The sequence below is a fragment of the Amycolatopsis sp. NPDC104587 genome (assembly GCF_055583645.1).
Map to the genome: position 1 here is coordinate 323,108 of NZ_JBVJNO010000001.1, position 24,167 is coordinate 347,274.

Below are 24,167 nucleotides of genomic sequence, written 5' to 3' on the forward strand. Positions count from 1 at the left end.
AGACAATCGAGCGGGTGACCACCACCACACCGGTGACCTTCGAGCGCCGTCCCGACGAGTACCGCCACTGGCGTCTCCACGTCGACGGGGAGGTGGCGTGGCTGGAGCTGGACGTCGACGAGCAGGGCGGGCTCGTCCCCGGCTACGAGCTCAAGCTCAACTCCTACGACCTCGGGGTCGACATCGAGCTGTACGACGCGACCCAGCGGCTGCGGTTCGAGCACCCCGAGGTCCGCGTGGTGGTGGTGACCAGCGCGAAGGACAAGGTCTTCTGCGCGGGCGCGAACATCCGGATGCTGGCCGCGTCCGAGCACCACTGGAAGGTGAACTTCTGCAAGTTCACCAACGAGACGCGCAACGGCATGGAGGACGCGACCGAGCACTCCGGCCAGACGTACGTCGCCGCGGTGAACGGCGCCTGCGCCGGCGGTGGTTACGAAATCGCGCTGGCCTGCGAAAAGATCCTCCTGATCGACGACAACTCCTCGACCGTCGCGCTGCCCGAGGTGTCGTTGCTCGGCGTGCTGCCCGGCACCGGCGGCCTGACGCGGGTCGTCGACAAGCGGCGCGTGCGCAAGGACCTCGCCGACGTCTTCGCGACGCGCCCCGACGGCGTCAAGGGCAAGACCGCCGTCGACTGGCGGCTGGTCGACGAGCTGGTGCCACGCCAGGGCTTCCGCGACGCCGTGGCGAAGCGGGCCCGCGAGATCGCGCGCGAGTCCGACCGGACCGGCGAGGGTGGCATCGAGCTGACGCCGCTCGAACATCGCTTTGTCGACACCGAAGTGGTCAAGGACCAGGTCACCATCACCATCAAGGGCCCCGAGAACGACCCCGGCGACCTGCGCGAAGAGGGCGCGAACGGCTGGTTCCTCGCGATGACCCGCGAGCTGGACGACACGATCCTGCGGCTGCGCACCAACGAGGTCGAGGCGGGGACCTGGATCCTGCGCACGCAGGGCGACCCGGAGAAGGTGTCCGCGCACGAGCAGGCCGTCCTCGGCACGAAGGACTGGCTGGCCAACGAGATCACGCACTACTTCAAGCGCGTGCTCAAACGCCTCGACGTCACCAGCCGCAGCTTGATCGCCCTGATCGAGCCCGGCAGCTGCTTCACCGGCGCGCTGCTGGAGATCGCGCTGGCCGCGGACCGCCAGTACATCCTCGACGGGCCGCCGATCGACGACGAAGACAGCGACGCGCGGGCGTCGATCCGGCTGACCGACGCCAACTTCGGCGCGTTCCCGATGGGCAACGGCCTCACGCGCCTGCAGACGCGGTTCTACGGCGACGACGACCACCTCGCCTGGCTCGCGCGCGAAAAGAACCGCGACCTCACCCCCGCCGAAGCCGTCGAACTCGGCCTCGTCACCGACGCGCCGGACGACCTCGACTGGGAGGACGAGATCCGGATCGCCCTGGAGGGCCGGGCGTCACTGTCGCCGGACGCTCTCACCGGAATGGAGGCCAACCACCGGTTCGTCGGCCCGGAGACCATCGAGACCAAGATCTTCGGCCGGCTGGCGGCTTGGCAGAACTGGATTTTCACCCGGCCGAACGCATCCGGCCCGGAAGGCGCGCTGCGCCGATACGGTACTGGTCGGAAGGCCGTCTTCGACAGGAAGCGGGTCTAGCGCTCATGCCCGAGAAGATCGACTACGACGCCAAGATCCCCAACAACGTCAACCTTTCCGAAGACCGGCGGCTGCAACGCGCGCTCGAGGGCTGGCAGCCGAAGTTCATGCACTGGTGGGGCGAGATGGGCCCGACGCTGGAGACCCAGGGTGTCTACCTGCGCACCGCGGTCAGCGTGGGCCGCGAGGGCTGGGCGCACTTCGACCACGTCAACGTGCCCGACTACCGCTGGGGCATCTTCCTCGCCGAGCGCGACCCCGACCGGCGGATCGCCTTCGGCGAGCACCAGGGCGAGCCGGTCTGGCAGCAGGTGCCCGGCGAGTACCGCGCCGACCTGCAGCGGCTGATCGTGATCCAGGGTGACACCGAACCGGCGTCGGTCGAGCAGCAGAAGCTCCTCGGGCTCACCGCGCCCAGCCTGTACGACCTGCGGAACCTGTTCCAGGTCAACGTCGAAGAGGGCCGGCACCTGTGGGCGATGGTGTACCTGCTGCACGCCTACTTCGGCCGCGAAGGCCGTGACGAGGCCGAAGGGTTGCTGCTGCGCAACTCCGGCAGCCCGGACGCGCCCCGCATCCTCGGCGCGTTCAACGAGGAGACCGCCGACTGGCTGGCGTTCTACATGTTCACCTACTTCACCGACCGCGACGGGAAGTACCAGCTCGGCACGCTCAAGGAGTCCTCCTTCGACCCGCTCTCGCGCACCTGCGAGTTCATGCTGAAGGAGGAGGCGCACCACATGATGGTCGGCACCACCGGCGTCGACCGCGTGGTGATTCGCAGCGCCGAGCTGATCCGCGAGCACGACACGCTCGACATCGCCGCGCACGGCGGGATCCCGCTGGACCTCATCCAGCGCTACATCAACTTCCACTACACGGTGTCCCTGGACCTGTTCGGCAGCGAGACCTCGACGAACGCGGCCAACTACTACACCGCCGGGCTCAAGGGCCGTTGGCAGGAGGGCCGCCGCAAGGACGACCACAAGCTCACCGGGGACGCCCGCACGCTGGAGAAGCCGGGCGGCGACGGCACGTGGACGTCCGAGGAGATGCAGGCGATCCTGTTGCTGAACCTCGATCTCCGCAGCGAGTACGTGGCCGACTGCCAGACCGGCGTGAAACGCTGGAACAAGATCCTCTCCGACGCCGGCATCGACTTCACGTTCCGGTTGCCGCACCCTGGATTCAACCGGGAAGTCGGCATAAACTCCGGCCACCACGTCACTCCCGACGGCACCATCGTCGACGAGCCGACCTGGCAGGCCGCCAGGCACAAGTGGCTGCCCACGACCGAGGACCTCACGTTCGTCCGCTCGCTGATGCGTCCGGTGTACGAGCGGGGGAAGATCGCGAGCTGGGTGGCGCCGCCGCGGCAGGGCATCAACGGGAAGCCCTTCGACTACGAGTACGTGTACCTCACGTAGGAGGTCTGGTGGCGACAGGGTTCAATGCCGCGGAGTACCTGCTTTCGGCCGGGGATCCGGACGCGACCGCGGTCGTGTCGCCCCGCCGGTCGCTCACCTACGCCGAGCTCGCGGCCGAGTCGCGGCGCGTCGCCGCGGGGTTCACCGAGCTCGGCGTGCGGCCCGAAGAGCGGGTCATGTTCTGCATGGTCGACGACGTCGAGCTGCTGACCGGCATCCTCGGCGCGATGCTGGCCGGCGCCGTCGCGGTGCCGGTGTCGACGATGGTCACCGGGCTCGAGCTGGGCCGGATGCTGGCCGACTCGCGGGCGCGCGTGCTGTGCGTGTCCGGCGAGTTCGCCGAGCAGGCGGTGACGGCGCTCGGGCCGGCTCCGGAGGTCACCGACGTCTTGCTCGACCGCACCGAGGCGACCGGCTTCCCCGTCCGGACGCACGAATGGTCGTCGCTGACCGGGACGTTCCGAAGTGGACGGACGTGGGAGGACTCGCCCGCGTTGTGGCTGTACACGTCCGGGACGACCGGACAGCCGAAGGGCGCGATGCACCGCCACGCGAGCATCCGCGCGGTCTGCGAGACCTACGCGCGAGGTGTCCTCGCGACGACGCCGGCCGACCGGTTCCTGTCCGTGCCGAAGCTCTTTTTCGCTTACGGGCTGGGGAATTCGTGCTTCTTCCCGCTCGGCGCGGGGGGCACGGCGCTGCTGGAGCCTTCGCGGCCGACTCCCGCGTTGTTCGCCCGGCGCGCTCGCGAAGAGCAGCCGTCGCTGTTCTTCGCCGTGCCGACGTTCTACGCGGCGCTGCTGGCCAGCGACGTCCCGGACGACTCGTTTTCCTCGGTGCGGCACGCGGTTTCGGCCGGCGAGCCGCTGCCGGCGTCGTTGTTCGAACGCTTTCGCGCCCGCTTCGGCCTGGAGATCCTCGACGGCATCGGGTCCACCGAGGCGTTGCACATCTTCCTCTCGAACCGGCCCGGCCTGGTGCGGCCGGGCACCACCGGCATCGCGGTGCCGGGGTACTCCCTGGAGATCCGCGACGAGACGGGCGCGGTGGTCGACGCCGTCGGCAAGGCGGGGGAGCTGTTCGTTTCCGGGCCGTCGACGGCGACCGGGTACTGGGCCCGCTACGACGCGACGAAACTCGTGTTCCAGGGCGAGTGGCTGCGGACCGGCGACAGCTACGTCCGCAACGAGGACGGCACGTTCACCTGCCTGGGCCGGTTCGGCGACATGCTGAAGGCGGGCGGGATCTGGGTGTCACCGTCCGAAGTGGAGGAACGGCTGCGGCAGCACCCGGCGGTGGCCGAGGTCGCGGTGGTCGCCGCGCCGGACGCCGACGGCCTCGACAAACCCGTGGCGTGCGTGGTGGCCGCTCCCGGGGTTACCGTGGACGCGGAAGAGCTGATCGAGTTCTGCCGCGAGGGCCTCGCGGCGTTCAAGCGTCCCCGAGGGGTGGTCGAACTGGCCGAGCTGCCGAAGACGGCGACGGGCAAGATCCGCCGGAACGTGATCCGCGACCTGGTCCGCGACTCGCTGCGGGTGGTGCCCAGCCCGTGATCGACGGGCACTTCGTGGTCGACGCGCACGTCCACACCCCGCGGCTGCCGACGCTCAAGCCGGCGTGGCTGCAGTGGGCGCACGACTTCGCGGGGTCGTACCCGTGGCGGTCGGTGTACTCGGACGACGGTGCGGTGATCCCGTCGGCGATGGACGAGCTGATGGAGTCCGAAGGGGTCGACCGGGTGCTGCTGTTCTGCGAGTACAGCCCGAGGGCCACCGGGATTCAGCCGATCGAGGACAACCTGCCGCTGGTCTCGCACAACCCGACGCGGTTCAAGCTGGTGGCGAACGTCAACCCGTACCTGCACCACCCGCCCGCGTCCGAGGTCGCCCGGCAGCTGGACCTCGGCGCGGTGGCGCTGAAGATCCACCCGGTGCACGGCGCGTTCTCCCCGGCGGACAAGGAGCTGTACCCGGTTTACGCGTTGTGCGCCGAACGCGGTGTCCCGGTGATCCTCCACTCGGGAACTTCGAGTTTTCCCGGGTCCCGCACCAGTTTCGGCAATCCCGAGCTGCTGTCCGATGTGGTCGAAGACTTCCCGTCCCTGCAGTTCGTGTTCGCGCACGGCGGCCGCGGCTGGTGGTACGACGTCGCGGCGTTCCTGGCGCTGGCCCGGGAGAACGTGTGGCTGGATCTCGCCGGGCTGCCGCCGAAGAAGCTGCCGGAGTACTACCAGCGGTTCGACCTGGCGCGGCTGGCGGGGAAGTTCGTGTTCGGGACGGACTGGCCGGGGGTGCCGTCGGTGGCGGCGAACGTCCGGGCGCTGGTGGGGCTGGGGTGGCCGGAAGATGTGTTGAGCGGGGTGCTGTCGGGGAACGCGGTCAAGCTCATGCCGTCGCTGGCGTAACCTGACCCCGTGGGGGACGGTTTGTGCTGATGGTGGCCGTGGTGCTGGTGTTCTTGGCCGGTGGCGCCGCGCCGGTCCGGCCCCACACCGGCGGAGTTCTTGAACCGCACGATCGCCTTGATCCGGGAAGACACCGGCGGCACGATGTTCCCGATGCTGACCGCGGTCGCTCCGCTGCTCGGTGACGGCCCGGCCGGTTCCTTCGAAATGGTCGACGGCGGTCACCTCGCGTGGGAAGTCCATGATGGACAGTTCTGGTTGGACGGCCGGACGATGTCCGCGCTGGCCAACCCCGTCGAGTTCCCCCGGCGGCCGATCGCGGCGGCCGGACCTACGGCAACACCCCGATCCGGCCCGACGAGCCGGCCGCCGAACCCGTGGCCGCGGCGAAGGCGTGGCTGCGCACGCGGGGGTGCCGGTGAGACCGGCACCGCCGCGCCCCCAAGGTGGTCAGCCGCGCACTTCGTGCAGGCAGAGCACGTTGCCTTCGGAGTCGGTGAACCACGCGGCGCGCTCGGTGCCCAGCTCGGCGATGTGGTCGACCGTCTTCAACCCCTCGACGTCGAAGTCCTGGAACCGCACGCCGCGGCCTTCCAGCGCCGAGACCTCGGCCGGGAGGTCGCCGACCTCGAAGCTCAGGGCCGTGTTCTCGCTCTGGGCGCCGGCCGGCATCACACGCAGGCCGATCGCGCCCGCGCCCGCGGCGAAGTAGAGGGTTCCGTCTTCGCCCTTCCCGGTCTGCTTCAGGCCCAGGGAGTCCGCGTAGAAGTGGCCGGCGCGTTCGCTGTCGGTCACCGGGAGCATCGTCGTGATGGTCGAGTCGGTCAGCATCGATCCATCGTGCGCCCTCGTCAAGGCCCTGGCCAGCAGGGCTTTTTCACTCGTCGGCGTTGAACGCGCGGAGTGTGCGCATGGCTTCCGCCAGTGCCTGGGCGTCGTCGCCCAGCGGGGTCAGCACGATCCGGCGCAGGATCTCCGCGGCCGCCTCGCGCGCCTTGTTCGCCATCTCGAGGCCGTGGTCGGTCAGCGACGCGAACGTGACGCGGCGGTCGTCGGGGCTCGGGACGCGGCAGATCAGGTCGGCCGCCACCAGGCGGTCGGCCACCTTCGTGAAACCGCCGCTGGACAGCGCGGCCTCCGTCGCCAGCCGGGTCATCGGCATCCGGTGCTCGGGCGAGCGGACCAGCCGCAGCAGGATGTCGAACGACGCGGGCGCGAGCCCGAGGCGGTCCGCGATCTCGCCCATCAGCTTGTCCTGGGTGGCCAGGTACCCCTCGATGACCAGGCCCCACCAGGTGACGATCTCGTCGTCGTCGGTCTTGGGATCCACCACGCCAGCCTACCGGAAAGTCTGTTCGGAATATATCTTGCGCGCGAGAGGTTCTGCGGTTACCTTGGCCTGAGGAGGCAACCATGTCGATCAAGACGTCCGGCCTGCACCACGTGACCGCCATCGGCGGCGACCCCCAGCGCAACGCCGACTTCTACCTGCGCACCCTCGGCCTGCGGCTGGTGAAGACCACCGTGAACTTCGACGATCCCGGCACCTACCACCTCTACTACGGCGACAGCTCGGGCAAGCCCGGCTCGCTGATGACCTTCTTCCCCTGGCCCGACGCGCCGAGCGGCCGCCTCGGCACCGGCCAGGCGACAACCACGTCGTTCTCCGTCCCCGAGGCGTCCATCGGCTGGTGGAAGCAGCACCTGGCGGCGCAGCAGATCGAGACCGGCGAGGTCCGCAACGCCGACAACGAGGACACGCTCACCTTCCGCGACCCGGACGGCCTCCAGCTCGCCCTCGTCGCCCACCCGCAGGGCGACCCGCGCGACCCGTGGGACACCGAGCTGGTGCCGGCCGAGCACGCCATCCGCGGCCTGCACTCCGTGACGCTCTCGGTCACGAAGGAAGACGCCACCGCGGGCATGCTCACCGACGGCCTCGGCCTCAGCTTCGCCACTCAGGAAAGCAACCGGCTGCGGTTCACCGCCGGCGAAGGCGGGCCCGGCGCGCTGGTCGACGTCCTCGTGACACCGGACGCGCCGCGCGGGCTGGTCGCCGCGGGCACCGTGCACCACGTCGCCTGGCGCGCACCGGACGAGCAGACCCAGAAGGCCTGGCGCGAGGAGCTCGTCGACAAGGGCGTGAACGTGACGTCCATTTTGGACCGGCAGTACTTCCGCTCGATCTACTTCCGCGAGCCGGGCGGCACACTCCTGGAGGTCGCGACCGACGAGCCGGGCTTCGCGATCGACGAGCCGCTGCTGGAGCTGGGCCGCGCGCTCAAGCTGCCGCCGTGGCTGGAGCCGCGTCGCGACGAGATCCAGCACATGCTCCCCGCGCTGAACCTCCCCGTCGAGAACAACCCGGAGCTGTCATGAAGCTGGAGCACAAGTACACCGAAGGTGCGCCGGACGCGCCGGTGCTGCTCCTGCTGCACGGCACCGGCGGCAGCCCGGACGACCTGCTCGGCCTGGCGCGCGAGCTGAGCCCGGACGCCGGGGTGCTGGCCCCGGCCGGCCCGGTGTCGGAGTACGGCGCCGCGCGGTGGTTCCGGCGGCTCGCCGAGGGGGTGTTCGACCACGAAGACGTCGTCGTGCGCGCGAACCAGCTCGCGGACTTCGTCCTCGAAGCCCGCGAGGAGTACGGCTTCGGCGACCGGCGGCTCGTCGCCGTCGGCTTCTCGAACGGCGCCAACATCGCCGCCGCGGTGGCGCTGCTGCGCCCGGAGGTCGTGCGCGAAGCCGCGCTCTTCGCATCGATGTCACCCGTGCCGCAGCCGCCCGAGGCGGACCTGTCCGCGTCGCGGGTCTTCCTGGCCAACGGCGAACACGACCCGATGGCGCCCCTGGCGTCCACCGAAGAGCTGATCGGCCTGCTGCGCGAACGCGGTGCCGACGTCGTCACGCATCGTCATCCGGGCGGGCACCAGATCACGCTTGATGGCGTGCGCGCCGCGGCGAAGTGGATCAAGCCCTAGCGTTTGTACGGAGCGTATATCGGGTCGCCCTACGATCGGGCGATGACTAACGAGGCACTGCAGCGTGCTACCCAACTGCTGGACTCGGCCATCCTCGCCGACGGGCACAACGACCTGCCGTGGGAGCTGCGGCAGCACGGCGGCCCCAACCCGGTCGAGGCCGCTGCGTCGCTCGACCTGACCGTCCGGCAGCCGGCCCTGCACACCGACTTCCCGAAGCTCGCCGACGGGAAGCTCGGCATGCAGTTCTGGTCGGTGTACGTGCCTTGCCAGTTCGAGGGCCACAGCGCCGTGACGGCGGTGCTGGAGCAGATCGAGGTCGTCTACCAGCTGGCCGAGCGCTACCCCGACCGGCTCCGGCTGGTCGACACCGCCGACGAGGCCGAGGCCGCGTTCGCCGACGGCCGGATCGCGTCGCTGCTGGGCGCCGAGGGCGGGCACAGCATCGCCGAGTCGCTCGGGGTGCTGCGGATCCTGCGCCGCCTCGGCGTCCGGTACATGACGCTGACGCACAACTTCAACACCACCTGGGCCGACTCGGGCACCGACGAGCCGGAGCACAACGGGCTCACCGAGTTCGGCCGCGATGTCGTGCGCGAGATGAACAAGATCGGGATGATGGTCGACCTCTCGCACGTCGCGCCGTCGACGATGCGGGCGGCGATCGAGGTCAGCTCGGTGCCGGTGATCTTCAGCCACTCCTCCTGCCTCGCGGTGAACGACCACCCGCGCAACATCCCCGACGACGTCCTTGCGCTGCTGCCCGGCAACGGCGGTGTCGCGATGACGACGTTCGTGCCCGCGTTCATCTCACCGAAGGTCACGGCGTGGGACGAGCAGCTCAAGGCCGCCATGGCCGACGCGGGCCAGGACTTCCGGAACCTGGGCGCGCGCAAGAAGTTCGCCGACGAGTGGGGTGGCCCGGCCAAGCCGAAGGCCACCGTCGAGGACGTCGTCGCGCACGTCGAGCACGCCCGCGAGGTCGCCGGCATCGACCACATCGGCCTCGGCGGCGACTACGACGGCGTCGGCGCGCTGCCGAAGGGGCTGGAGGACACGTCCAAGTACCCGGTGTTGTTCGCGGCGCTGCTCGAGCGGGGCTGGAGTGAGGACGACTGCGCGAAGCTGGCCGGGAAGAACACGCTGCGCGCCCTCCGGGAGGTCGACGGCTTCGCCCGTTAGGGGGTTTGACGCGGCGGTCCCCGCGCGCCGGGCGGACACTGGGTTCATGACGCACGCGCGCGGGGGCGCGGCCGACCGCCCCACCGGCCCCGCAGACCACGACCTGCCCGGAACCGACGTGCCGGAGGGTGCGCTGGAACCCGCGGAGCTGCGCGCTGGCGACGTGCGTCCCGGCCCGGAAGAGGTGGCGCCGGTGCGCCCCGCGCCCGCCCGGCCCGCCCCGGCCGCCAGGAGCCGGACCCGGACCCGGCCGACGCGGATCAGCGGCACCTGGGTCGCCGTGATCGCCGGTCTGCTCGTGCTCGTCGTGCTGCTGATCTTCATCCTGCAGAACCTGGACTCGGTGACGGTCCACTTCTTCGGCGCCGACGGCAGCCTGCCGCTCGCCATCGCGATGCTGTTCTCCGCGATCGGCGGCGCGGTGCTGGTCGCGCTCATCGGCGGCGCCCGCATCCTGCAGCTGCGGAAGCAGGCCCGCCGGCCACGCTGAGCCGCACTTTCACGTGAAAGTGCGGCCCCCAGGTGGGCACTTTCACGTGAAAGTGCGGTCAGACGATGATGGAGGTCATCTTCAGGACCTGCGCGCAAACGTTTTCGTCGCCTGAGGTCTTCACTCGGCCGAGGTCGGCCGCGTTCCGGGTGCACAGCCGCCAGAACGTGTCGAGGTCCGTCGTCACCGAGGCCAGCGGGGTGCGGGACGGCGGCGCGCCGCGGTCGAGGACCCAGCCGTCGCGCTCGCGGCGGGCGTGCCACTTGCCGGCGCCGGTGACCGTGTAACCGACCTGCTTGCCGACCCGCGCTTCGACGTCGCGCAGGGTGTGCGGCAGCGCGCGGACGAACGTGTCGGCGATCGGCTCGGCGTACTCGGCCTCCAGCGGCGTGTGCTCCAGCGCCTCGCGAAGCTGCACGTGGTGGACCCAGAACTCCGAATAGTCGCGGGCCGCGTCGAGCCAGCGCGGCGCGGGCTCGTCGCCGGCCCAGCTGACCGGCTCGCCTAGGACGTCGAGGTCGAGCTTGGCCCAGTACTCGGTCGTCTGGCCCATGAACTCGTACATCATCGTGAGCAGGACGTCGGTCGAGAGCCGACGGCACGCGACGACCCATTCGTCGTTGATCCGGTTGATGAAGTGCGGGAAGGACTCACCCGGGCGGGGGGCATCGGCGGAGTGGCCGTCCCGGCCGCGGGACAGCCGGCCGACCTTGTCGCCCAGCAGGTGGGCGGCGATGTCCTTGACCGTCCAGCCGGCGCACATCGTCGGGCGCGTCCAGTCTTCGTCGGTCAGCGCGCCGAGCAGCGTCATCAGCGCCTGTTCTTCCTTCGAGAAGTGCGGGAGGACGTCGATCGGCGGGCCCCAAGGATTCATGGCCACATCATGCCGGTCGTCACACGACCATTCGGCCTACCCGCAGGTAGCATCACCGCGTAAGCAGAGGGGAGTCCGCCCGTGAACGCAGAGCGACCGAACGGCCGGGGCACCGGCGACGAGGTGGCCGACCTGGCCCGCCGCGCCGGCCAGCTGGCCGGCTGGGCCGCACGCACCGGCTTCGAGCTCACCCGCCGGCTGCCCGGGGTGGAGACGGCCGAACGCGGCGTGCGGCAGGTCGAGCGCCAGCTGCTGGCCGAGCTGCGCCGCCGGCTCGACGAGGTCGACGACCCTTACCACGCGGCGCTCACCGCGGCGTCCGCGATGAACCGCCCGGCGGTGCCCGGAAAGGTCGAGGCCACCGTCACGCTCGTGCCGGCCCGCGACAACCGCGGTGAGCCGCTGCGCGCCGCGATGGCCGAGCTGCTCAACCACTCCATCGGCTTCGGGCGGGACCGCGCCCGCGAGTACTTCTACGCGATCATCCTGCGCCAGCTGACGCCCGACGAGGCCCGCATCCTGTCGGCGCTGTCCGACGGCTCGCCGTTCCCCGCGCTCGACGTCACCGAGCGCACCGGCCTCGGCGGCAGCGGCCGCGTGGTGCTGCGCAACGCTTCCACGGTCGGCAAGGCGGCCGGGGTGTCGCTGCCCGACCAGGTGCCCGGCTACGTCACGCGGCTGATCGGGCTCGGCCTCGTCGACCTCGACGAAGAGGTGCCGTCCCTGGAGACGCAGTACGAGATCCTGATGACCGACGAGACCGTGCGCGACGCCGAGAAGCACGTCAAACGGGCCAAGTTCGTCAAACGCACGATCCACGTCTCGCGCCTCGGCGCGGAGTTCTGGCAGGCCTGCGACCCGAGCCTCGGTTAGCGGATGGGGTCGTTCCTCGCCGGCATCGTCGCCGACTTCGCCCAGCACTGGCCCCTGTACGTCTCGATCCCGGTCGTCGCCGCGCTGATCGGCTACGGCACCAAGCTCGTCGCAATCCGGATGATGTTCCAGCCGGTGGAGTTCCTCGGCATCAAGCCGTTCTTCGGCTGGCAGGGCATCGTCCCCAAGCGCGCCGCGCGGATGGCGAGCATCGCCTGCGACACGATGACCGAGCAGCTGATCAAGCCGGCCGAGGTCGTCGCGCGCCTCGACGCTTCCCGCATCGCCCAGGAGATCGAGAAACCGCTGCTCGCGGGTGTCGAGGACATCGTCCGCGAGGTGGCGGGGCACTACCAGCCGGGGCTCTGGGAGTCGCTGCCGGTGCGGGTGCAGCGGCTGGTGATCGAGCGCGTCCAGCACGAGTCGCCGCGGATGGTCGCCGCCGTGCTCGACCTGATCAAGTCCGATGTGGACAGTGTGTTCGACCTCAAGGGCATGGTGGTCACCAGCCTGGTCAAGGACAAGCGCCTGCTGAACCGGATCTTCCAGGAGGCGGGCGCCCAGGAGTTCAAGTTCATCGCGCGGTCCGGCCTCGTGTTCGGCGGCGCGATCGGCGTGATCCAGATGGTGGCCTGGATCCTCTTCAAGTTCCCGCTGATCATGCCGCTGTTCGGCCTGTTCACCGGCTGGTTCACCGACTGGCTGGCGTTGCGGATGATCTTCTACCCGATCGAGCCGCGCAAGTACTTCGGCGTCACGTGGCAAGGGTTGTTCCTGAAGCGGCGCAAAGAAGTCGCGGAGGCGTACGGCGAGCTGATCGCGAAGGAGATCATCACGCCGCACAACGTCATCGAGGCGATCCTGCACGGCCCGCTGTCCGACCGGGTGCTCGCACTGATCCAGCGCCAGCTGGACGAAGAACTCGGCAGTGTCGCGCGGCCGCTGGTTGTGTTTGCGGTGGGCAGCCGGAAGTACCAGGACATGAAGCTGGCGATCGCGTCGCAGATCATGAGCCGCCTGCCGGAGACGATGCGGTACATCGAGGACTACGCGACCGATGCTATGGACATCCGGAACGTGCTGGTGTCCAAGATGAAGGAGCTGTCCCCGCGCGAGTTCGAGCGCCTGCTGCGCCCGGCGTTCGAGCAGGACGAATGGATCCTGATCGCGACGGGCGCGGTGCTGGGCTTCGCGGTCGGTGAAGCGCAGGTCCTGCTGCTGGAGCACCTCGCGGCGTGACCCCGGTGAACACCTGACGGCCGTGCGGGCGAGCAAGTCCACCCGAACGGCCGTACACCTGTACGTATCCCCGGGCTTACCTTGCGCCTCTACTCTGCGACGGACGACGACCGGGCGGGGGAGCCCATGGCTGAGACGACGGAACCGCGCGTGGACGCGCTGCCCCGGCAGGAGATCCGGCTCGCGATGACCATGGTCGGCGGGGCCAGCCTCGCCGTCTGGATGGGCGGGGTCGCCGCCGAGACGTCGCTGCTGCTGCGCGAAGCCCGGGACGGCGCGCCCGCCGGGCTCTACCGGAAGCTGACCGGGCTGCTCCGGGCCGACCTCTCCGTCGACGTCCTGACCGGGACGAGCGCCGGCGGGGTCAACGCCGCCTGCCTCGGGCTCGCCGAAGCCTTCGGGTCCACGCCCGAAAGCCTGCGCGACACCTGGATCTCGACCGGCTCGCTGGACAACCTGACCCGCGACCCCGCCGAGCCCGAGCCTCGGTCGTTGCTGGACGGCGACCGGGTGCTGCTCGACGGCGTCCGGGGCGCGCTCGAGCAGATCGTGCGCAGCGGGCAGCCGTCCGCCGCGGGCGCCGCCGATCTCACCGTGCTGCTCACCGGGACCATGATCGACGGCGAGAGCACCCGCTACGAAGACGCGCTGGGCAACCTGGTCCGGGACACCGAGCACCGCATGCTCTTCCGGTTCCACGGCGACCAGTGGCGCACGCCGAAGGTGGTCGGGCCGCTCGCCCTCGCCGCCCGGTCCACCGCCTCCTACCCGGGCGCGTTCGAGCTGTCGCGGGTGCCGATCGGCGCGGACCGCACGGATCCGGCGCACCCGGACATGAGCCCGTACACCGCCCTCACCCGCTCGCACTGGGTCACCGACGGCGGGGTGCTGCTCAACAAGCCGCTTCGCCCGGCCCTGCAAGAGATCTTCGCCCGGCCGGCCGCCGCGGACGTCCGGCGGCTGCTGCTCTACGTCGTGCCCACCGGGGAACGGGAAGCCGAGGTGCACCCCTGCGATCCCGGGGACTTCCCGTTGCTGACCAACACGATGGGCAAGGTCGTCGCCGCGGTGATGAGCCAGTCCATCAGCTCCGAGCTCGAAGAGCTTTCCCGGCACAACGCCGGCGTCACGCGGACCCGGGACACCCGGGTCATCCTGGCCGGCCTCGGGACGCGCGGCGGCGCCGAGTCGCTGATCGACCCGCGGCTCTCCCGCGCCTACCTCGAGCGGCGGACCGCCGGGGACGCGGCCGAACTGGTCGAGCTCGCCGCCCGGCGGTACGCACAGTCCCGTGTGGACAGTCCGGAACTGCAGTGGTTCACGGGAAAGTCGGAGTCCCTGCGGCAGACGGCCGCGGCCGGGCTGGCGCACGAGGTCCCGCCCGACCCGCCGGCGCCCCGGATGTCGTCGTCGGCGCTCGTCCCGTACCGCACTTCGGCGCTCGCGGACGCCGTCGCCACCGGGCTGCAGCTGATCAACGCGGGCTTCCGCCTCGGCCCGGAAGCGGCCGACGCCGCCGTCCTCAACCAGGCCCGCGCCGGGCTGCACAGCGCGCGGGTGGCTTCGGCGCGCGGGGAGAAGCTCGACCAGTGGGTCATGGCGCAGGCGGCGCCGGAACCGGCCGAGACCCTCGCGACGTGGGTCGGCAAGCTGGCCCTGGACTGGGCGGCGCTCGGGAAGACCAAGGGCCTCGCGGACGCCTGGTCCGCCGTCGTCTCGGAGCTGCGCACCACGGCACCCGCGTTGCGGCGCCTGGTCGGGTCGCGACCGGGTGAAGGCGACGAGGTGGCGACGCTGCTGGACTGGCTCGCACTCGACGGCGACCCCGACGACGACGTCGTGCGCGCCCGGCTGCTCGCGCTGCACGTCGCCGGGCGCGGACTGCTGGCGGAGGCGCCCGCGGTCGACCAGCGGGCCGATCTCGTGCAGGTCAGCGCTGACTCGCGGACGTTGCTCGACATGGAGCGGCGGCGCTCGTGGGACAAGCTGACCGGCATGCAGGCGGGCTACTTCGGCGCCTTCTACAAGGCGTCCTGGCGTGCGAACGACTGGATGTGGGGCCGGATCGACGGAGCGGGCTGGCTCATGCAGGTGCTCCTCGACCCGGCCCGGCTGCGGAACCTCCGGGACCTCGCCGGGCCCGCCGTGTTCCGCGACGAGGTGAAGGCCACCTTCGAGGAGATCGGCTGGTGTCCCCCGCGCGAGGCCGACAACCTCGAGAAGGCGGACGTCGACGTGCTGAAATGCCAGCTCGACCAGGAGCTGGCCTTCCTGGGGCTCGATTCCCGGTTGAAGCCGATCGAAAAACCCGCCGCCGCGGCGCCCCCGAGCATGCCGGTGACCGCGCTCGTGCTCGCCCGGGCGCGGCAGCTGGAGATCGCCCGGACCGAGCTGCCGGTCGTGTGCCGCCACGCGGAGGACGACGTCGTCAAGGCGAAGGGCAGCGACAAGAAGTCCAAGGTCTTCCGCGGGCTGGCCCGGCCGGAGCTCCCGCTGGAAGGTGCCGACCAGACGCAGCAGACCTTCCAGGCGTGCACCGTCTCCGCCGAGCGGATTTCGGACGAGCGGGGCACGCCCCTGCTGGTCAAGACCATGATCAAGCTGGCCGCGGCCGGGGTGAACGCGGCGGCCGCGACGGTGCCGCCGTCAACGCCGAAGGCCGCGAAGTCGGTGGTCACCGCCGTCCGGGCCACCGCCCGCAGCACCTGGCGGATCACCAAGGGCTCGATGGCGCTCAAGACGCCGGGAACGATCGTCGCCGCGGCGCTGGCCCTGATCGCGGGCCTCCTGATGGGCGGCAACAGCAGCGCGGTCGTGGGGCTCATCGGCCTGCCCGTGCTGGCCGGCGCGGTGGTCTTCGTGGTGGTCAACGTGCTGCTGATGTCGAAGAGGTCGCCGCTCGGCTGGCTCTACCTGCTCGGCCTGCTGGCCCTGCTCGGGCTCTTGCTGGCCCCCTTCCTGCCCGTGCTCGCGAAGCCGTTCTTCGGCTGGCTGGGCTCGGTGGTCGCCGGCTGGGGGCGGGGTGACGCGCCGGTCTGGTGGGTCGTGTTCGTGGTCGTCCTGCTGCTGCCGTGGGTCGTGCCGCCGCTGGGCGCGCTGTGGCGGCGGGCCCGCCGCGGCGACCGGCCGACGGAGGCGGCGGCCGAACCGGTGGCGGCCGCCGAGCCGGTCGTGCTGGCGACGCCGGCCGCCGCGCCCGCGGCCCCGGCGACCCCGGAACTGGCCACCGAAAGCTCACCCTGAGCAACTCGTCCGGCCCGTCGCCTTGCGATCACCGGCGATGAGGTTCATGGTGCGAGGTAGGTCGCGAGCCACGAGCTCGCGGCCCAGGCGCGCGTATGCCCCGGAACTGTCCACTTCAAACATGTTTGTGGGACTCCTCACCGGGTACTCCGCTTCGCCCCAGGTCATCGCGGGGTCGTGAGCTGCGTCGCTGGCGGGGCGAAAATTCTCTGTTACGTTTCCTGAGTATGTCCGTAACGCACTTGATCGAATCCCCGACCAAGGCGGACGGCGCGCAGCTGTGGCGAATCGCGCGCGATTCCGCCAAGCTGGATCTCAACTCGCCGTACGCATACATGCTGTGGTGCCGCGATTTCGCCGAGACATCGGTGGTCGCGCGCGAAGACGGCGAGGCGGTCGGATTCGTGACCGGCTACCGCCGGCCGGGTGAGCCCGACGTGGGGTTCGTCTGGCAGGTCGCGGTCGACGCGTCCCAGCGCGGGAAGGGCCTGGCAGGGAAGCTGCTCGACGCCCTGTACGACCGCCTGGTCGACGCCGGGGTGCGTTACCTCGAGACCACCATCACCCCGGACAACGAAGCGTCCATCCGGCTGTTCACCTCCTTCGCCAAGCGCTGGGAGGCGGCGGTGGAAACCACGGTGCTGTTCGCCGGTGAAGATTTCCCCGGTGACGGTGAACACCTACCGGAAGAGCTTTACCGCATCGGTCCGCTCACGGCACGCAAAGATCCGGGCGAGTAGGAGAAAAGAAAGTCATGAGTATCTTCGAAGAGCTCGAATCCGAGGTCCGCAGCTACAGCCGCGGCTGGCCGGTCGTGTTCGACCGCGCCCAGGGCAGCCATCTCTACGATGAGAGCGGAAAGTCCTACCTGGACTTCTTCGCCGGAGCGGGCGCGCTCAACTACGGGCACAACAACCCGCGGCTGAAGCAGGCGCTGATCGACTACATCCAGCGTGACGGCGTCACGCACGCGCTGGACATGTTCACGGTGGCGAAGCGGGACTTCCTGCAGACCTTCCGCGACAAGATCCTCGACCCGCGTGACCTGAACTACAAGGTCGTGTTCCCGGGTCCGGGTGGCGCCAACGCCGTCGAGGCGGCGTTGAAGCTGGCGCGCAAGGTGACCGGCAAGGAGTCGGTCATCAACTTCACCAACGCCTTCCACGGCATGACGCTCGGCGCGTTGTCGGTCACCGGCAACTCGATGAAGCGCGGCGCCGCGGGCGTCCCTCTGGTGCACGCCACGCCGATGCCGTACGACGCGTACTTCGACGGCGCGATGCCGGACTTCCTCTACTTCGAGAAGCTCCTCGAAGACTCCGGCAGCGGGCTCAACGAGCCGGCCGCGGTCATCGTCGAAGGCGTCCAGGGCGAGGGCGGCATCAACGCCGCGCGCCTGGAGTGGCTGAAGGGTCTCGACGACCTCTGCAAGCGCCACAACATCCTGCTGATCCTCGACGACGTCCAGATGGGCTGCGGCCGCACCGGCCCGTTCTTCAGCTTCGAGGACGCCGGGATCAAGCCGGACATGATCTGCCTGTCGAAGTCCATCGGCGGTTACGGCATCCCGATGGCGCTCACGCTGATCAAGCCGGAGCTCGACGTCTGGGAGCCGGGTGAGCACAACGGCACCTTCCGCGGCATCAGCCCGGCGTTCGTCACCGCGACCGAGGCGATCAACGCCTACTGGAGCGACGACGAGCTCGAGAAGTCGACCCTGGCCAAGGGCGAGCGCATCGCCGCCGCGTTCTCCGGCATCGTCGAGGCCTACCCGGACGCGAACCTCGTCGCCAAGGGCCGCGGCCTGGCGCGCGGCCTCGAGTTCGAGAACGGCGACCTGGCCGGCCGGGTCTGCGCGGAAGCGTTCGCGCGCGGCCTGCTCATGGAAACCTCCGGCCCCGACGGCGAAGTCATGAAGCTGCTGCCGCCGCTCACCCTGACCGACGACGAGCTCACCCAGGGCCTGTCGACCATCGACGAGTCCATCAAGGCCGTCCTGAAGAAGTAGAGGAGCCACGCCCGTGCTCGTTCGCACACTCGACGAGATCACCGACACCGACGCCGACATCAAGACCGAGAACTGGCGCAGCAAGCGGATCATCCTCGCCAAGGAGGGCGTCGGCTTCTCGGTGCACGAGACCACGCTGTACGCGGGGACGGTCAACGACTTCTGGTACGCGAACCACATCGAGGCGGTGTTCATCACCTCCGGCGAGGGCGAGATCGAAGACCTCGCCACCGGTGAGGTGCACCAGCTCAAGCCGGGGACGCTGTACCTGCTCAACGACCACGACAAGCACCAGGTCCGGCCGAAGACCGAGATCAAGTGCGTCTGCGTGTTCAACCCCCCGGTGACCGGGCGCGAGGTCCACGACGAGAACGGCGTGTACCCGCTCGTCACCGAGTGAAAGCCGCAGCGAGGAAACAGGAGGCGAAGCCCGTGACTCTCGCGGACACCCGGGTCGACGACGGTTACCCGACCCGGATCACCGGTACGCCGGCGCACCTGCCGCGCGTGCACCCCACGGTGTGGGGTACCGAAGCCGACGGCCCGATCGACGGCGCGACGCTGGCGAACCACGAGACCAACGGCTTCACCGTGGTGGACGACATGCTCTCGGTGGGTGAGGTCCAGGCGTACTGGCAGGAGCTGGTGCGGCTGTCGTCCGACCGCGAGCTCGCCCGCGACGAGCGGGTGATCACCGAGGCGAAGACCGGTGAAGTCCGGTCGATCTTCGACGTCCACGTGCTCTCGGACCTGATCTCGGAACTGGTGCTCGACCCGCGCGTGCTGGACCGGGCGCGTCAGCTGCTCGGTTCGGACGTCTACGTGCACCAGAGCCGCGTCAACTACATGCCGGGGTTCAAGGGCACCGGGTTCTACTGGCACTCGGACTTCGAGACCTGGCACGCGGAGGACGGCATGCCGGCCCCGCGCGCGGTCAGCTGCTCCATCGCGCTGACGGACAACTACCCGTTCAACGGCGGCCTGATGATCATGCCGGGCTCGCACCGGACGTTCGTCCAGTGCGCCGGCGAGACGCCGGACGAGAACTACAAGGACTCGCTCAAGGACCAGCGGGTGGGCGTGCCCAACGAGGACGACATCACGAAGATGGCGGCCGAGCACGGCATCGACCAGTTCACCGGCCAGGCGGGCTCGGCTCTGTGGTTCGACTCGAACATCATGCACGGCTCCGGCAACAACATCACGCCGTACCCGCGCTCGAACATCTTCCTGGTGTTCAACAGCGTGGAAAACGCCCTGGAGCAGCCGTTCGCCGCGAGCACCCCGCGGCCCGCGTTCATCGCCGGCCGCGATTCGACCCCGATCTCGCGCTAGTTGTGCACAGCGTCTTTCCGGGGCTTCGCCCCGGGCCGGGGGCTCCGCCACCCGGAGCCCCCGGAAAGCAACCTGGCCCGGCGGTGACTGATCCGGTGCGCTTTGTTACCGTGTCGCCACCGCGCGGGCGTGTGGCCCGCGCGACAGACGTCTTCGCGGACGATCGGCGGGTGCTTCGCTCGGGGTGAGCTCACCCGCCCGGTCGCCTGTGAAGACGACGGGTGGACCGCGCCCCCTGGCGGCCCGGCCGGGAGATTCAGCACGACCCCGCACCAGCGGATCGGGACCGATGGTGCGGGGTCGTGTCATACCCGGGTCCCGGTGGAAGCCGCACCCTTCGCCCACCTCCGCTGCGAAATCCGCAGAACCACCAAAACAGCTGGTACCGGCCCCGCTCGACAACCGGTGACCAAGGTAGGTTGGCTTCCCCGGCGAGGGAGACGCCGGCCGACGACCGTGGACCCCGGGGAGGTGGGCGCGAGCATGGCCGAAACCCGGTTGCAGCTGCTCGGGCCCGTGCAGCTCTTCCACGGTGACGACCCCGTCCCGATCGGCGGCCCCGGTGTCCGCGGCCTGCTCGCGCTACTCGCCCTCAAGCCCGGCAAGGTCGTCGGGCTCGACGACATCATCGACGCGCTCTGGGGCCACAACCCGCCCGCGACGGCACGGACCATCGTCCACGGCAACGTCTCCCACCTGCGGCGGATCCTGCGTGAGGTCGACGGCCTGAGCATCCTCACCACCCCGCCGGGCTACCGCCTCGACGTCGAGGCCGACCGGATCGACGTCCACCGGGCGCGCACCCTGCTCGACCGCGCGTCGGTCGCCACCCCCGAGACCGCCGCCCCGTTGCTGGCCGAGGCGCTCGCGCTGTGGCAGGGTCCCGCGCTCGGCGGGGTGCCCGACTCCCTGCAGGCGCCCGAACTCGAGGACCTCCGCCTGGCCGTGCACGGCGCCCGCGTCGACGCCGATCTCGGGCTCGGCCGGCACGCCGAGCTGATCGTCGAGCTGAGCCCGATCGTCCGGGCCGACCCGCTGGCCGAGCGGACCGCGGGCCAGCTGATGCGCGCGCTGTACCACGCCGGCCGCCGCGGTGACGCGCTCGAGCTGTACCGGACCGTCTCCCGCGCGACACTCCGCGCCCTCGGGGTCGAGCCCGGCGTCGAGCTGCGCTGGCTCCACGAGCGCGTCCTCAACGACGACCTCCCGGAGCTTTCACGTGAAAGCTCCCACCTGGGGCCCGAGCTTTCACGTGAAAGCTCGGTGGCGGACGAGCGGGGGCGGCCGGTTTCGCAGCTGCCCGCCGCGGTGCCGAACCTGGCCGGGCGCACCGAAGAGCTGGCCTGGCTCGACGACCTCGTCACCCGCGCCGAGGCCGGGGAGACCACGATCGCCGTCGTCACCGGCACCGCCGGGGTCGGCAAGAGCACGCTGGTCGTCTGGTGGGCGCACCGGGTCGCGCGGCGGTTCCCGGACGGCGTCCTGTTCGCGTCGCTGCGCGGCTTCGATCCGCACCACCCTCCGCTGGAGCCCGCGGAGCTGCTCACGCAGTTCCTGCTCGGCCTGGGCGTCGAAACCGCGAAGATCCCGGAGCTGCTTCACGAGCGCGTCGCGCTGTACCGGTCGCTGATCGCCGGACGGCGGATGCTCGTGCTGCTCGACGACGCCCGCACCGCCGAGCAGGTCCGCCCGCTCCTGCCGCCGAGCGCGCGCACGATGACGGTGGTGACCAGCCGCTCGCGCCTCGACGGGCTCGCCGTGTCGAACGCGGCCCGGCGCCGCGTCCTCGGCACGCTCGCACCCGACGACGCCGTGCGGCTCATCGAAGAGCTGGCCGGCCCGGCCGCCCTCAACCACGCGCTCGCGCGGCTCTGCGGGTATCTCCCGCTCGCGCTCCGCATCGCGGGCGCCCGGCTCTCGGCGAGCGCGCAACGCACCGCCGAAGAGCTGGTCGACGAGCTCGGCAACGAACGCACCCGGCTGGCCGGCCTGCAGGTCGACGGCGCCGAAGACGGCGTGCGCGCGGCCTTCGACGTCTCCTTCCGCGGCCTGCCCGGCGAGATCGCGGAGACGTTCCTGCAGCTGGGCGCCGTGCCCGGGGTGCTGGTCGGGCCGCACGTGATGGCCGCGGTCGCGCAGATCCCGGTCGCCGAAGCCCGGCGGCGGCTGCGCGCGCTGGCCGCGCACAACCTCATCGCCGAGACCGCCCGCGACGTCTTCGTCCCGCACGACCTCGTCTGGCTCTACCTGCGCGAACTCGCGGAGCAGGAGCTGGGTCGACAGCGCAGCGCGCACGCGCTCGGCTGGACGATCCGCTACTACCAGGCGGCGGCCGACCGCGCCCGGCGCCGGCTGGGCCCGGTCGCCGACCCGCTCGACTTCTCCGGGGTGCTCGCCGACGACGCGATGCCGCCGCTGACCGGGTTCGCCGAGGCGCAGGACTGGTTCGCCGCCGAGTGGCCGAACCTCCTCGCGGTGCTCGACGCCGCCTACGCCGCGGGCCGCCACGACGACGTCTGGCGGCTGGCCCGGCTCGGGCACAGCTACCGCGTCGCCTGCCCGCTGCTGGACGAGTGGCTCCGCATGGCCGACCTGGGCGTCGCCGCCGCCGAGGCCACCGGCGACGTCGAGGGGCAGTGCTGGCTGCGGCTCGCGCGGTGCGAGATCGCGCTGACCTTCGAGCTGCCGGGGTACGGCCTGGCCGACGCCGAACGCGCGGCGCGGCTGGCCGCCGGGAGCACCGACGAGCGGCTGGTCACCTCGGCCGACCTGCACCTCGGCCGTGCGCTGAGCCGGCTCGGCGAGCACGACCAGGCCATCGAGCGGCTCGCGAAGGCCGCGGCGGCCGCCGGTGACGTCACGTTGCGCGGGCAGGCGCTCAGCAGCTGCGCGCAGGCGGAGAAGCGGGCGGGCCGGCTGACCGACGCCATCACCCACCAGCTCGCCGGCCTGGCGATCGACCGCGAACTGGGCGACGACGACCGCGTGGTCGTCTCCCTCGACAAGCTGGCCGAGCTCTGCCTGCGCACGGGCGACCACGCCGCGGCCGAGCGGCACGTCTGGGAGGCGATCGACCTCGCGATCAGCCGCGAGTTCGTCGCGCGCGAAGGCGCGCTGCGGCTGACCCTGGGCCGGGTGCTGCGGGCCGGGGGCGACCTCGACGGCGCCCGCGAACAACTCGCGTTGTCGGTGCGCATTTACGAGCGCGTGCACCCGAAGCTCGTCGGCGAGGTCCGCACCGAGCTCGCCGAACTGCAGTGACCTATTCGCGGCCCATTCGAACTGTGCCGGCGCGGTCGCGATGATCCGGATTCCGGTGGTGCGACCTTCGGTTGCGAATGGGTCACGGCCCGGCCCGCACCGGACAATCCTTAGTGGATTCTTAGTGCCCGCGGGCGGCGTCCGCGTAGGTTCGGCGGTGCCGGCAGAGCCCTAGGGGAGGGGCAGGCGGAGACGCCGGTGCCGGGCCCCGCGCGGGAAACCGCGACGGGGCCGGGAGCCGCCAGGAGCGGCTCGTGGCGGCCCGGCCGGCCGAGATGGGGGTAGGCCGGCCGGTCGCCAGGCGCGCGGCTCAGCTCACGTTGGCCGTGCAGAGCGCGATCGTCGTCCCGCTGTTTTCCGCGACCTTCTTGCCGTCGATCAGAATGGCGCAGGCGATTTCGTTGTTGGTCTGCGAATTCCGGGTGTCCGCGGTGAGCGTCAAAAGGTACGAACCATTGTTGTAGGACGCTTCGCCCTGCCACGCGTCGGTGCTCGCGGGGGCGTTTTCGGTGCGCTGGTCGGAGAGGCTGCCGTACCGCACGGTCGCGCCGCCGGAGGCGGTGACCTCGAAGACCACGGAGTGCTTGTCGGTGGCCACGGCCGGCAGGTGCAGCCCGGTCTCGCCGCCGCCGAGGAAGGTCGAGTACAGCAGCATCCCGGCCGCCGCGAGCAGCGCCACGACCGAGACCGCGGTGCCCGTGATCGCCAGCCCGCGGTCGCCCACGGTGCCCTTCTTGACCTGGACCAATCCGGTGATCGCCAGGATCAGGCCGAGCCCGCCCAGCGGCCACGCGACATAGTCGACGTCCGGGGCGAACGTGACGGCCAGCGCGGCCGACCCGAGCACGAGGCCGACGATCGCCAGGATGTTCCGGCCGGGCTTCGCATTCGCTTGCCGCCGCTCGGTCGCCGTCACCGGCGGCGCCGGCCGGCCGTGACGCGCAGCGGTGGGCGGGTACTGCGGGTCGGTCATCATGCAAGCCCCTTCGGGTGGGAGTGCGACGACGTTAACCCATAAGCGTGGTCCAGGACGAAATTGTTACATTCTGGAAAAAGTCATTGTCCCACCGTTTTGCGCCGGGTATCGGTATTTCCTGACATCGTGCGCAGGGTGTGGCCCGGTGATCAATGGAAAGAATATCGGAGTTCCCACTGTTCGATACCGCCACGGAGCCTACGACGAGTGTCGGCTCGGTTGCCCACAGCGAAAGTCGTGAAT

The 24,167-nt window shown here is 70.5% G+C and carries 20 protein-coding genes; 16 read left to right on the forward strand and 4 right to left on the reverse strand.

What is annotated here, in order from left to right:
• Positions 1–14: 14 nt before the first annotated feature.
• Genes boxC through ACZ61C_RS01580 form a run of 4 tightly spaced genes read left to right on the forward strand, consistent with a single transcriptional unit; the run spans position 15 to position 5,465 of the window.
• The gene (gene boxC, locus ACZ61C_RS01565) at positions 15–1,634 is read left to right on the forward strand and encodes a 2,3-epoxybenzoyl-CoA dihydrolase (RefSeq protein ID WP_465301651.1); all 1,620 of its coding nucleotides are present in this window, start codon (positions 15–17) and stop codon (positions 1,632–1,634) included.
• A gap of 5 nt (positions 1,635–1,639) precedes the next feature.
• Positions 1,640–3,061: a benzoyl-CoA 2,3-epoxidase subunit BoxB gene (gene boxB / locus ACZ61C_RS01570; RefSeq protein WP_465301653.1), complete on the forward strand. Its 1,422-nt coding sequence runs from the start codon at positions 1,640–1,642 to the stop codon at positions 3,059–3,061.
• A gap of 8 nt (positions 3,062–3,069) precedes the next feature.
• The gene (locus ACZ61C_RS01575; protein WP_465301655.1) at positions 3,070–4,614 is read left to right on the forward strand and encodes a benzoate-CoA ligase family protein; all 1,545 of its coding nucleotides are present in this window, start codon (positions 3,070–3,072) and stop codon (positions 4,612–4,614) included.
• Positions 4,611–5,465: an amidohydrolase family protein gene (locus ACZ61C_RS01580; protein WP_465301657.1), complete on the forward strand. Its 855-nt coding sequence runs from the start codon at positions 4,611–4,613 to the stop codon at positions 5,463–5,465. Before ACZ61C_RS01575 ends, ACZ61C_RS01580 begins: the two co-directional genes overlap by 4 nt.
• A gap of 450 nt (positions 5,466–5,915) precedes the next feature.
• On the opposite strand, the gene ACZ61C_RS01585 is transcribed toward ACZ61C_RS01580, so the two are convergent.
• Both ACZ61C_RS01585 and ACZ61C_RS01590 read right to left on the reverse strand, forming a co-directional pair.
• Positions 5,916–6,296, reverse strand: coding sequence for a VOC family protein (locus ACZ61C_RS01585; RefSeq protein ID WP_465301659.1), 381 nt, complete (start codon positions 6,294–6,296; stop codon positions 5,916–5,918).
• Between the two features lie 46 nt (positions 6,297–6,342).
• Positions 6,343–6,798 (reverse strand): MarR family winged helix-turn-helix transcriptional regulator, encoded by a 456-nt coding sequence (locus tag ACZ61C_RS01590; protein WP_465301661.1) that lies wholly within the window; start codon positions 6,796–6,798, stop codon positions 6,343–6,345.
• Positions 6,799–6,878: 80 nt separating this feature from the next.
• Between ACZ61C_RS01590 and ACZ61C_RS01595 the strand changes: the two genes are divergently transcribed.
• Genes ACZ61C_RS01595 through ACZ61C_RS01610 form a run of 4 tightly spaced genes read left to right on the forward strand, consistent with a single transcriptional unit; the run spans position 6,879 to position 10,115 of the window.
• Complete coding sequence (locus ACZ61C_RS01595; RefSeq protein WP_465301663.1) at positions 6,879–7,844, forward strand: ring-cleaving dioxygenase; 966 nt, start codon at positions 6,879–6,881, stop codon at positions 7,842–7,844.
• Entirely contained in the window at positions 7,841–8,443 is a 603-nt protein-coding gene (locus tag ACZ61C_RS01600; RefSeq protein ID WP_465301665.1) for an alpha/beta hydrolase, read from the forward strand. Before ACZ61C_RS01595 ends, ACZ61C_RS01600 begins: the two co-directional genes overlap by 4 nt.
• 42 nt (positions 8,444–8,485) lie before the next feature.
• Positions 8,486–9,625 (forward strand): dipeptidase, encoded by a 1,140-nt coding sequence (locus ACZ61C_RS01605; RefSeq protein WP_465301667.1) that lies wholly within the window; start codon positions 8,486–8,488, stop codon positions 9,623–9,625.
• Between the two features lie 46 nt (positions 9,626–9,671).
• Positions 9,672–10,115: a LapA family protein gene (locus ACZ61C_RS01610; protein WP_465301669.1), complete on the forward strand. Its 444-nt coding sequence runs from the start codon at positions 9,672–9,674 to the stop codon at positions 10,113–10,115.
• A gap of 58 nt (positions 10,116–10,173) precedes the next feature.
• Here ACZ61C_RS01610 and ACZ61C_RS01615 read toward each other — a convergent pair whose 3' ends face one another.
• Positions 10,174–10,989: a maleylpyruvate isomerase family mycothiol-dependent enzyme gene (locus ACZ61C_RS01615; RefSeq protein ID WP_465301671.1), complete on the reverse strand. Its 816-nt coding sequence runs from the start codon at positions 10,987–10,989 to the stop codon at positions 10,174–10,176.
• 81 nt (positions 10,990–11,070) lie between these two features.
• On the opposite strand from ACZ61C_RS01615, the gene ACZ61C_RS01620 reads away from it, so the two are divergent.
• From ACZ61C_RS01620 to ACZ61C_RS01655, 8 genes are all read left to right on the forward strand, one after another.
• Entirely contained in the window at positions 11,071–11,862 is a 792-nt protein-coding gene (locus ACZ61C_RS01620) for an Abi-alpha family protein (protein ID WP_465301673.1), read from the forward strand.
• Between the two features lie 3 nt (positions 11,863–11,865).
• Positions 11,866–13,101: a DUF445 domain-containing protein gene (locus ACZ61C_RS01625; RefSeq protein ID WP_465301675.1), complete on the forward strand. Its 1,236-nt coding sequence runs from the start codon at positions 11,866–11,868 to the stop codon at positions 13,099–13,101.
• 126 nt (positions 13,102–13,227) lie between these two features.
• On the forward strand, positions 13,228–16,344 hold the full coding sequence (locus ACZ61C_RS01630) for a patatin-like protein (protein ID WP_465301677.1): 3,117 nt from the start codon (positions 13,228–13,230) through the stop codon (positions 16,342–16,344).
• Between the two features lie 227 nt (positions 16,345–16,571).
• Positions 16,572–17,084, forward strand: coding sequence for a diaminobutyrate acetyltransferase (ectA, locus tag ACZ61C_RS01635; protein WP_465301679.1), 513 nt, complete (start codon positions 16,572–16,574; stop codon positions 17,082–17,084).
• A 14-nt stretch (positions 17,085–17,098) separates the two neighbouring features.
• Positions 17,099–18,352, forward strand: a complete 1,254-nt coding sequence (gene ectB, locus ACZ61C_RS01640; RefSeq protein ID WP_465301681.1) for a diaminobutyrate--2-oxoglutarate transaminase — start codon at positions 17,099–17,101, stop codon at positions 18,350–18,352.
• 13 nt (positions 18,353–18,365) lie between these two features.
• Positions 18,366–18,752: an ectoine synthase gene (locus ACZ61C_RS01645; protein ID WP_465301683.1), complete on the forward strand. Its 387-nt coding sequence runs from the start codon at positions 18,366–18,368 to the stop codon at positions 18,750–18,752.
• Between the two features lie 32 nt (positions 18,753–18,784).
• The gene (gene thpD / locus ACZ61C_RS01650) at positions 18,785–19,687 is read left to right on the forward strand and encodes an ectoine hydroxylase (protein ID WP_465301685.1); all 903 of its coding nucleotides are present in this window, start codon (positions 18,785–18,787) and stop codon (positions 19,685–19,687) included.
• Between the two features lie 483 nt (positions 19,688–20,170).
• The gene (locus tag ACZ61C_RS01655; protein WP_465301687.1) at positions 20,171–22,948 is read left to right on the forward strand and encodes an AfsR/SARP family transcriptional regulator; all 2,778 of its coding nucleotides are present in this window, start codon (positions 20,171–20,173) and stop codon (positions 22,946–22,948) included.
• 310 nt (positions 22,949–23,258) lie between these two features.
• Here ACZ61C_RS01655 and ACZ61C_RS01660 read toward each other — a convergent pair whose 3' ends face one another.
• Positions 23,259–23,924 carry a DUF4190 domain-containing protein gene (locus tag ACZ61C_RS01660; RefSeq protein WP_465301689.1) on the reverse strand — a complete coding sequence of 222 codons (666 nt, stop codon included), beginning with the start codon at positions 23,922–23,924 and terminating at the stop codon, positions 23,259–23,261.
• Positions 23,925–24,167: the final 243 nt, after the last annotated feature.

Coding starts and splice junctions, on each gene's coding strand:
- boxB (WP_465301653.1), top strand. CDS start 1,640: ATGCCCGAGAAGATCGACTACGACGCCAAGATCCCCAACAACGTCAAC.
- ACZ61C_RS01585 (WP_465301659.1), bottom strand. CDS start 6,296: ATGCTGACCGACTCGACCATCACGACGATGCTCCCGGTGACCGACAGC.
- ACZ61C_RS01595 (WP_465301663.1), top strand. CDS start 6,879: ATGTCGATCAAGACGTCCGGCCTGCACCACGTGACCGCCATCGGCGGC.
- ACZ61C_RS01600 (WP_465301665.1), top strand. CDS start 7,841: ATGAAGCTGGAGCACAAGTACACCGAAGGTGCGCCGGACGCGCCGGTG.
- ACZ61C_RS01605 (WP_465301667.1), top strand. CDS start 8,486: ATGACTAACGAGGCACTGCAGCGTGCTACCCAACTGCTGGACTCGGCC.
- ACZ61C_RS01610 (WP_465301669.1), top strand. CDS start 9,672: ATGACGCACGCGCGCGGGGGCGCGGCCGACCGCCCCACCGGCCCCGCA.
- ACZ61C_RS01615 (WP_465301671.1), bottom strand. CDS start 10,989: ATGAATCCTTGGGGCCCGCCGATCGACGTCCTCCCGCACTTCTCGAAG.
- ACZ61C_RS01625 (WP_465301675.1), top strand. CDS start 11,866: ATGGGGTCGTTCCTCGCCGGCATCGTCGCCGACTTCGCCCAGCACTGG.
- ACZ61C_RS01630 (WP_465301677.1), top strand. CDS start 13,228: ATGGCTGAGACGACGGAACCGCGCGTGGACGCGCTGCCCCGGCAGGAG.
- ectA (WP_465301679.1), top strand. CDS start 16,572: ATGTCCGTAACGCACTTGATCGAATCCCCGACCAAGGCGGACGGCGCG.
- ectB (WP_465301681.1), top strand. CDS start 17,099: ATGAGTATCTTCGAAGAGCTCGAATCCGAGGTCCGCAGCTACAGCCGC.
- ACZ61C_RS01655 (WP_465301687.1), top strand. CDS start 20,171: ATGGCCGAAACCCGGTTGCAGCTGCTCGGGCCCGTGCAGCTCTTCCAC.
- ACZ61C_RS01660 (WP_465301689.1), bottom strand. CDS start 23,924: ATGATGACCGACCCGCAGTACCCGCCCACCGCTGCGCGTCACGGCCGG.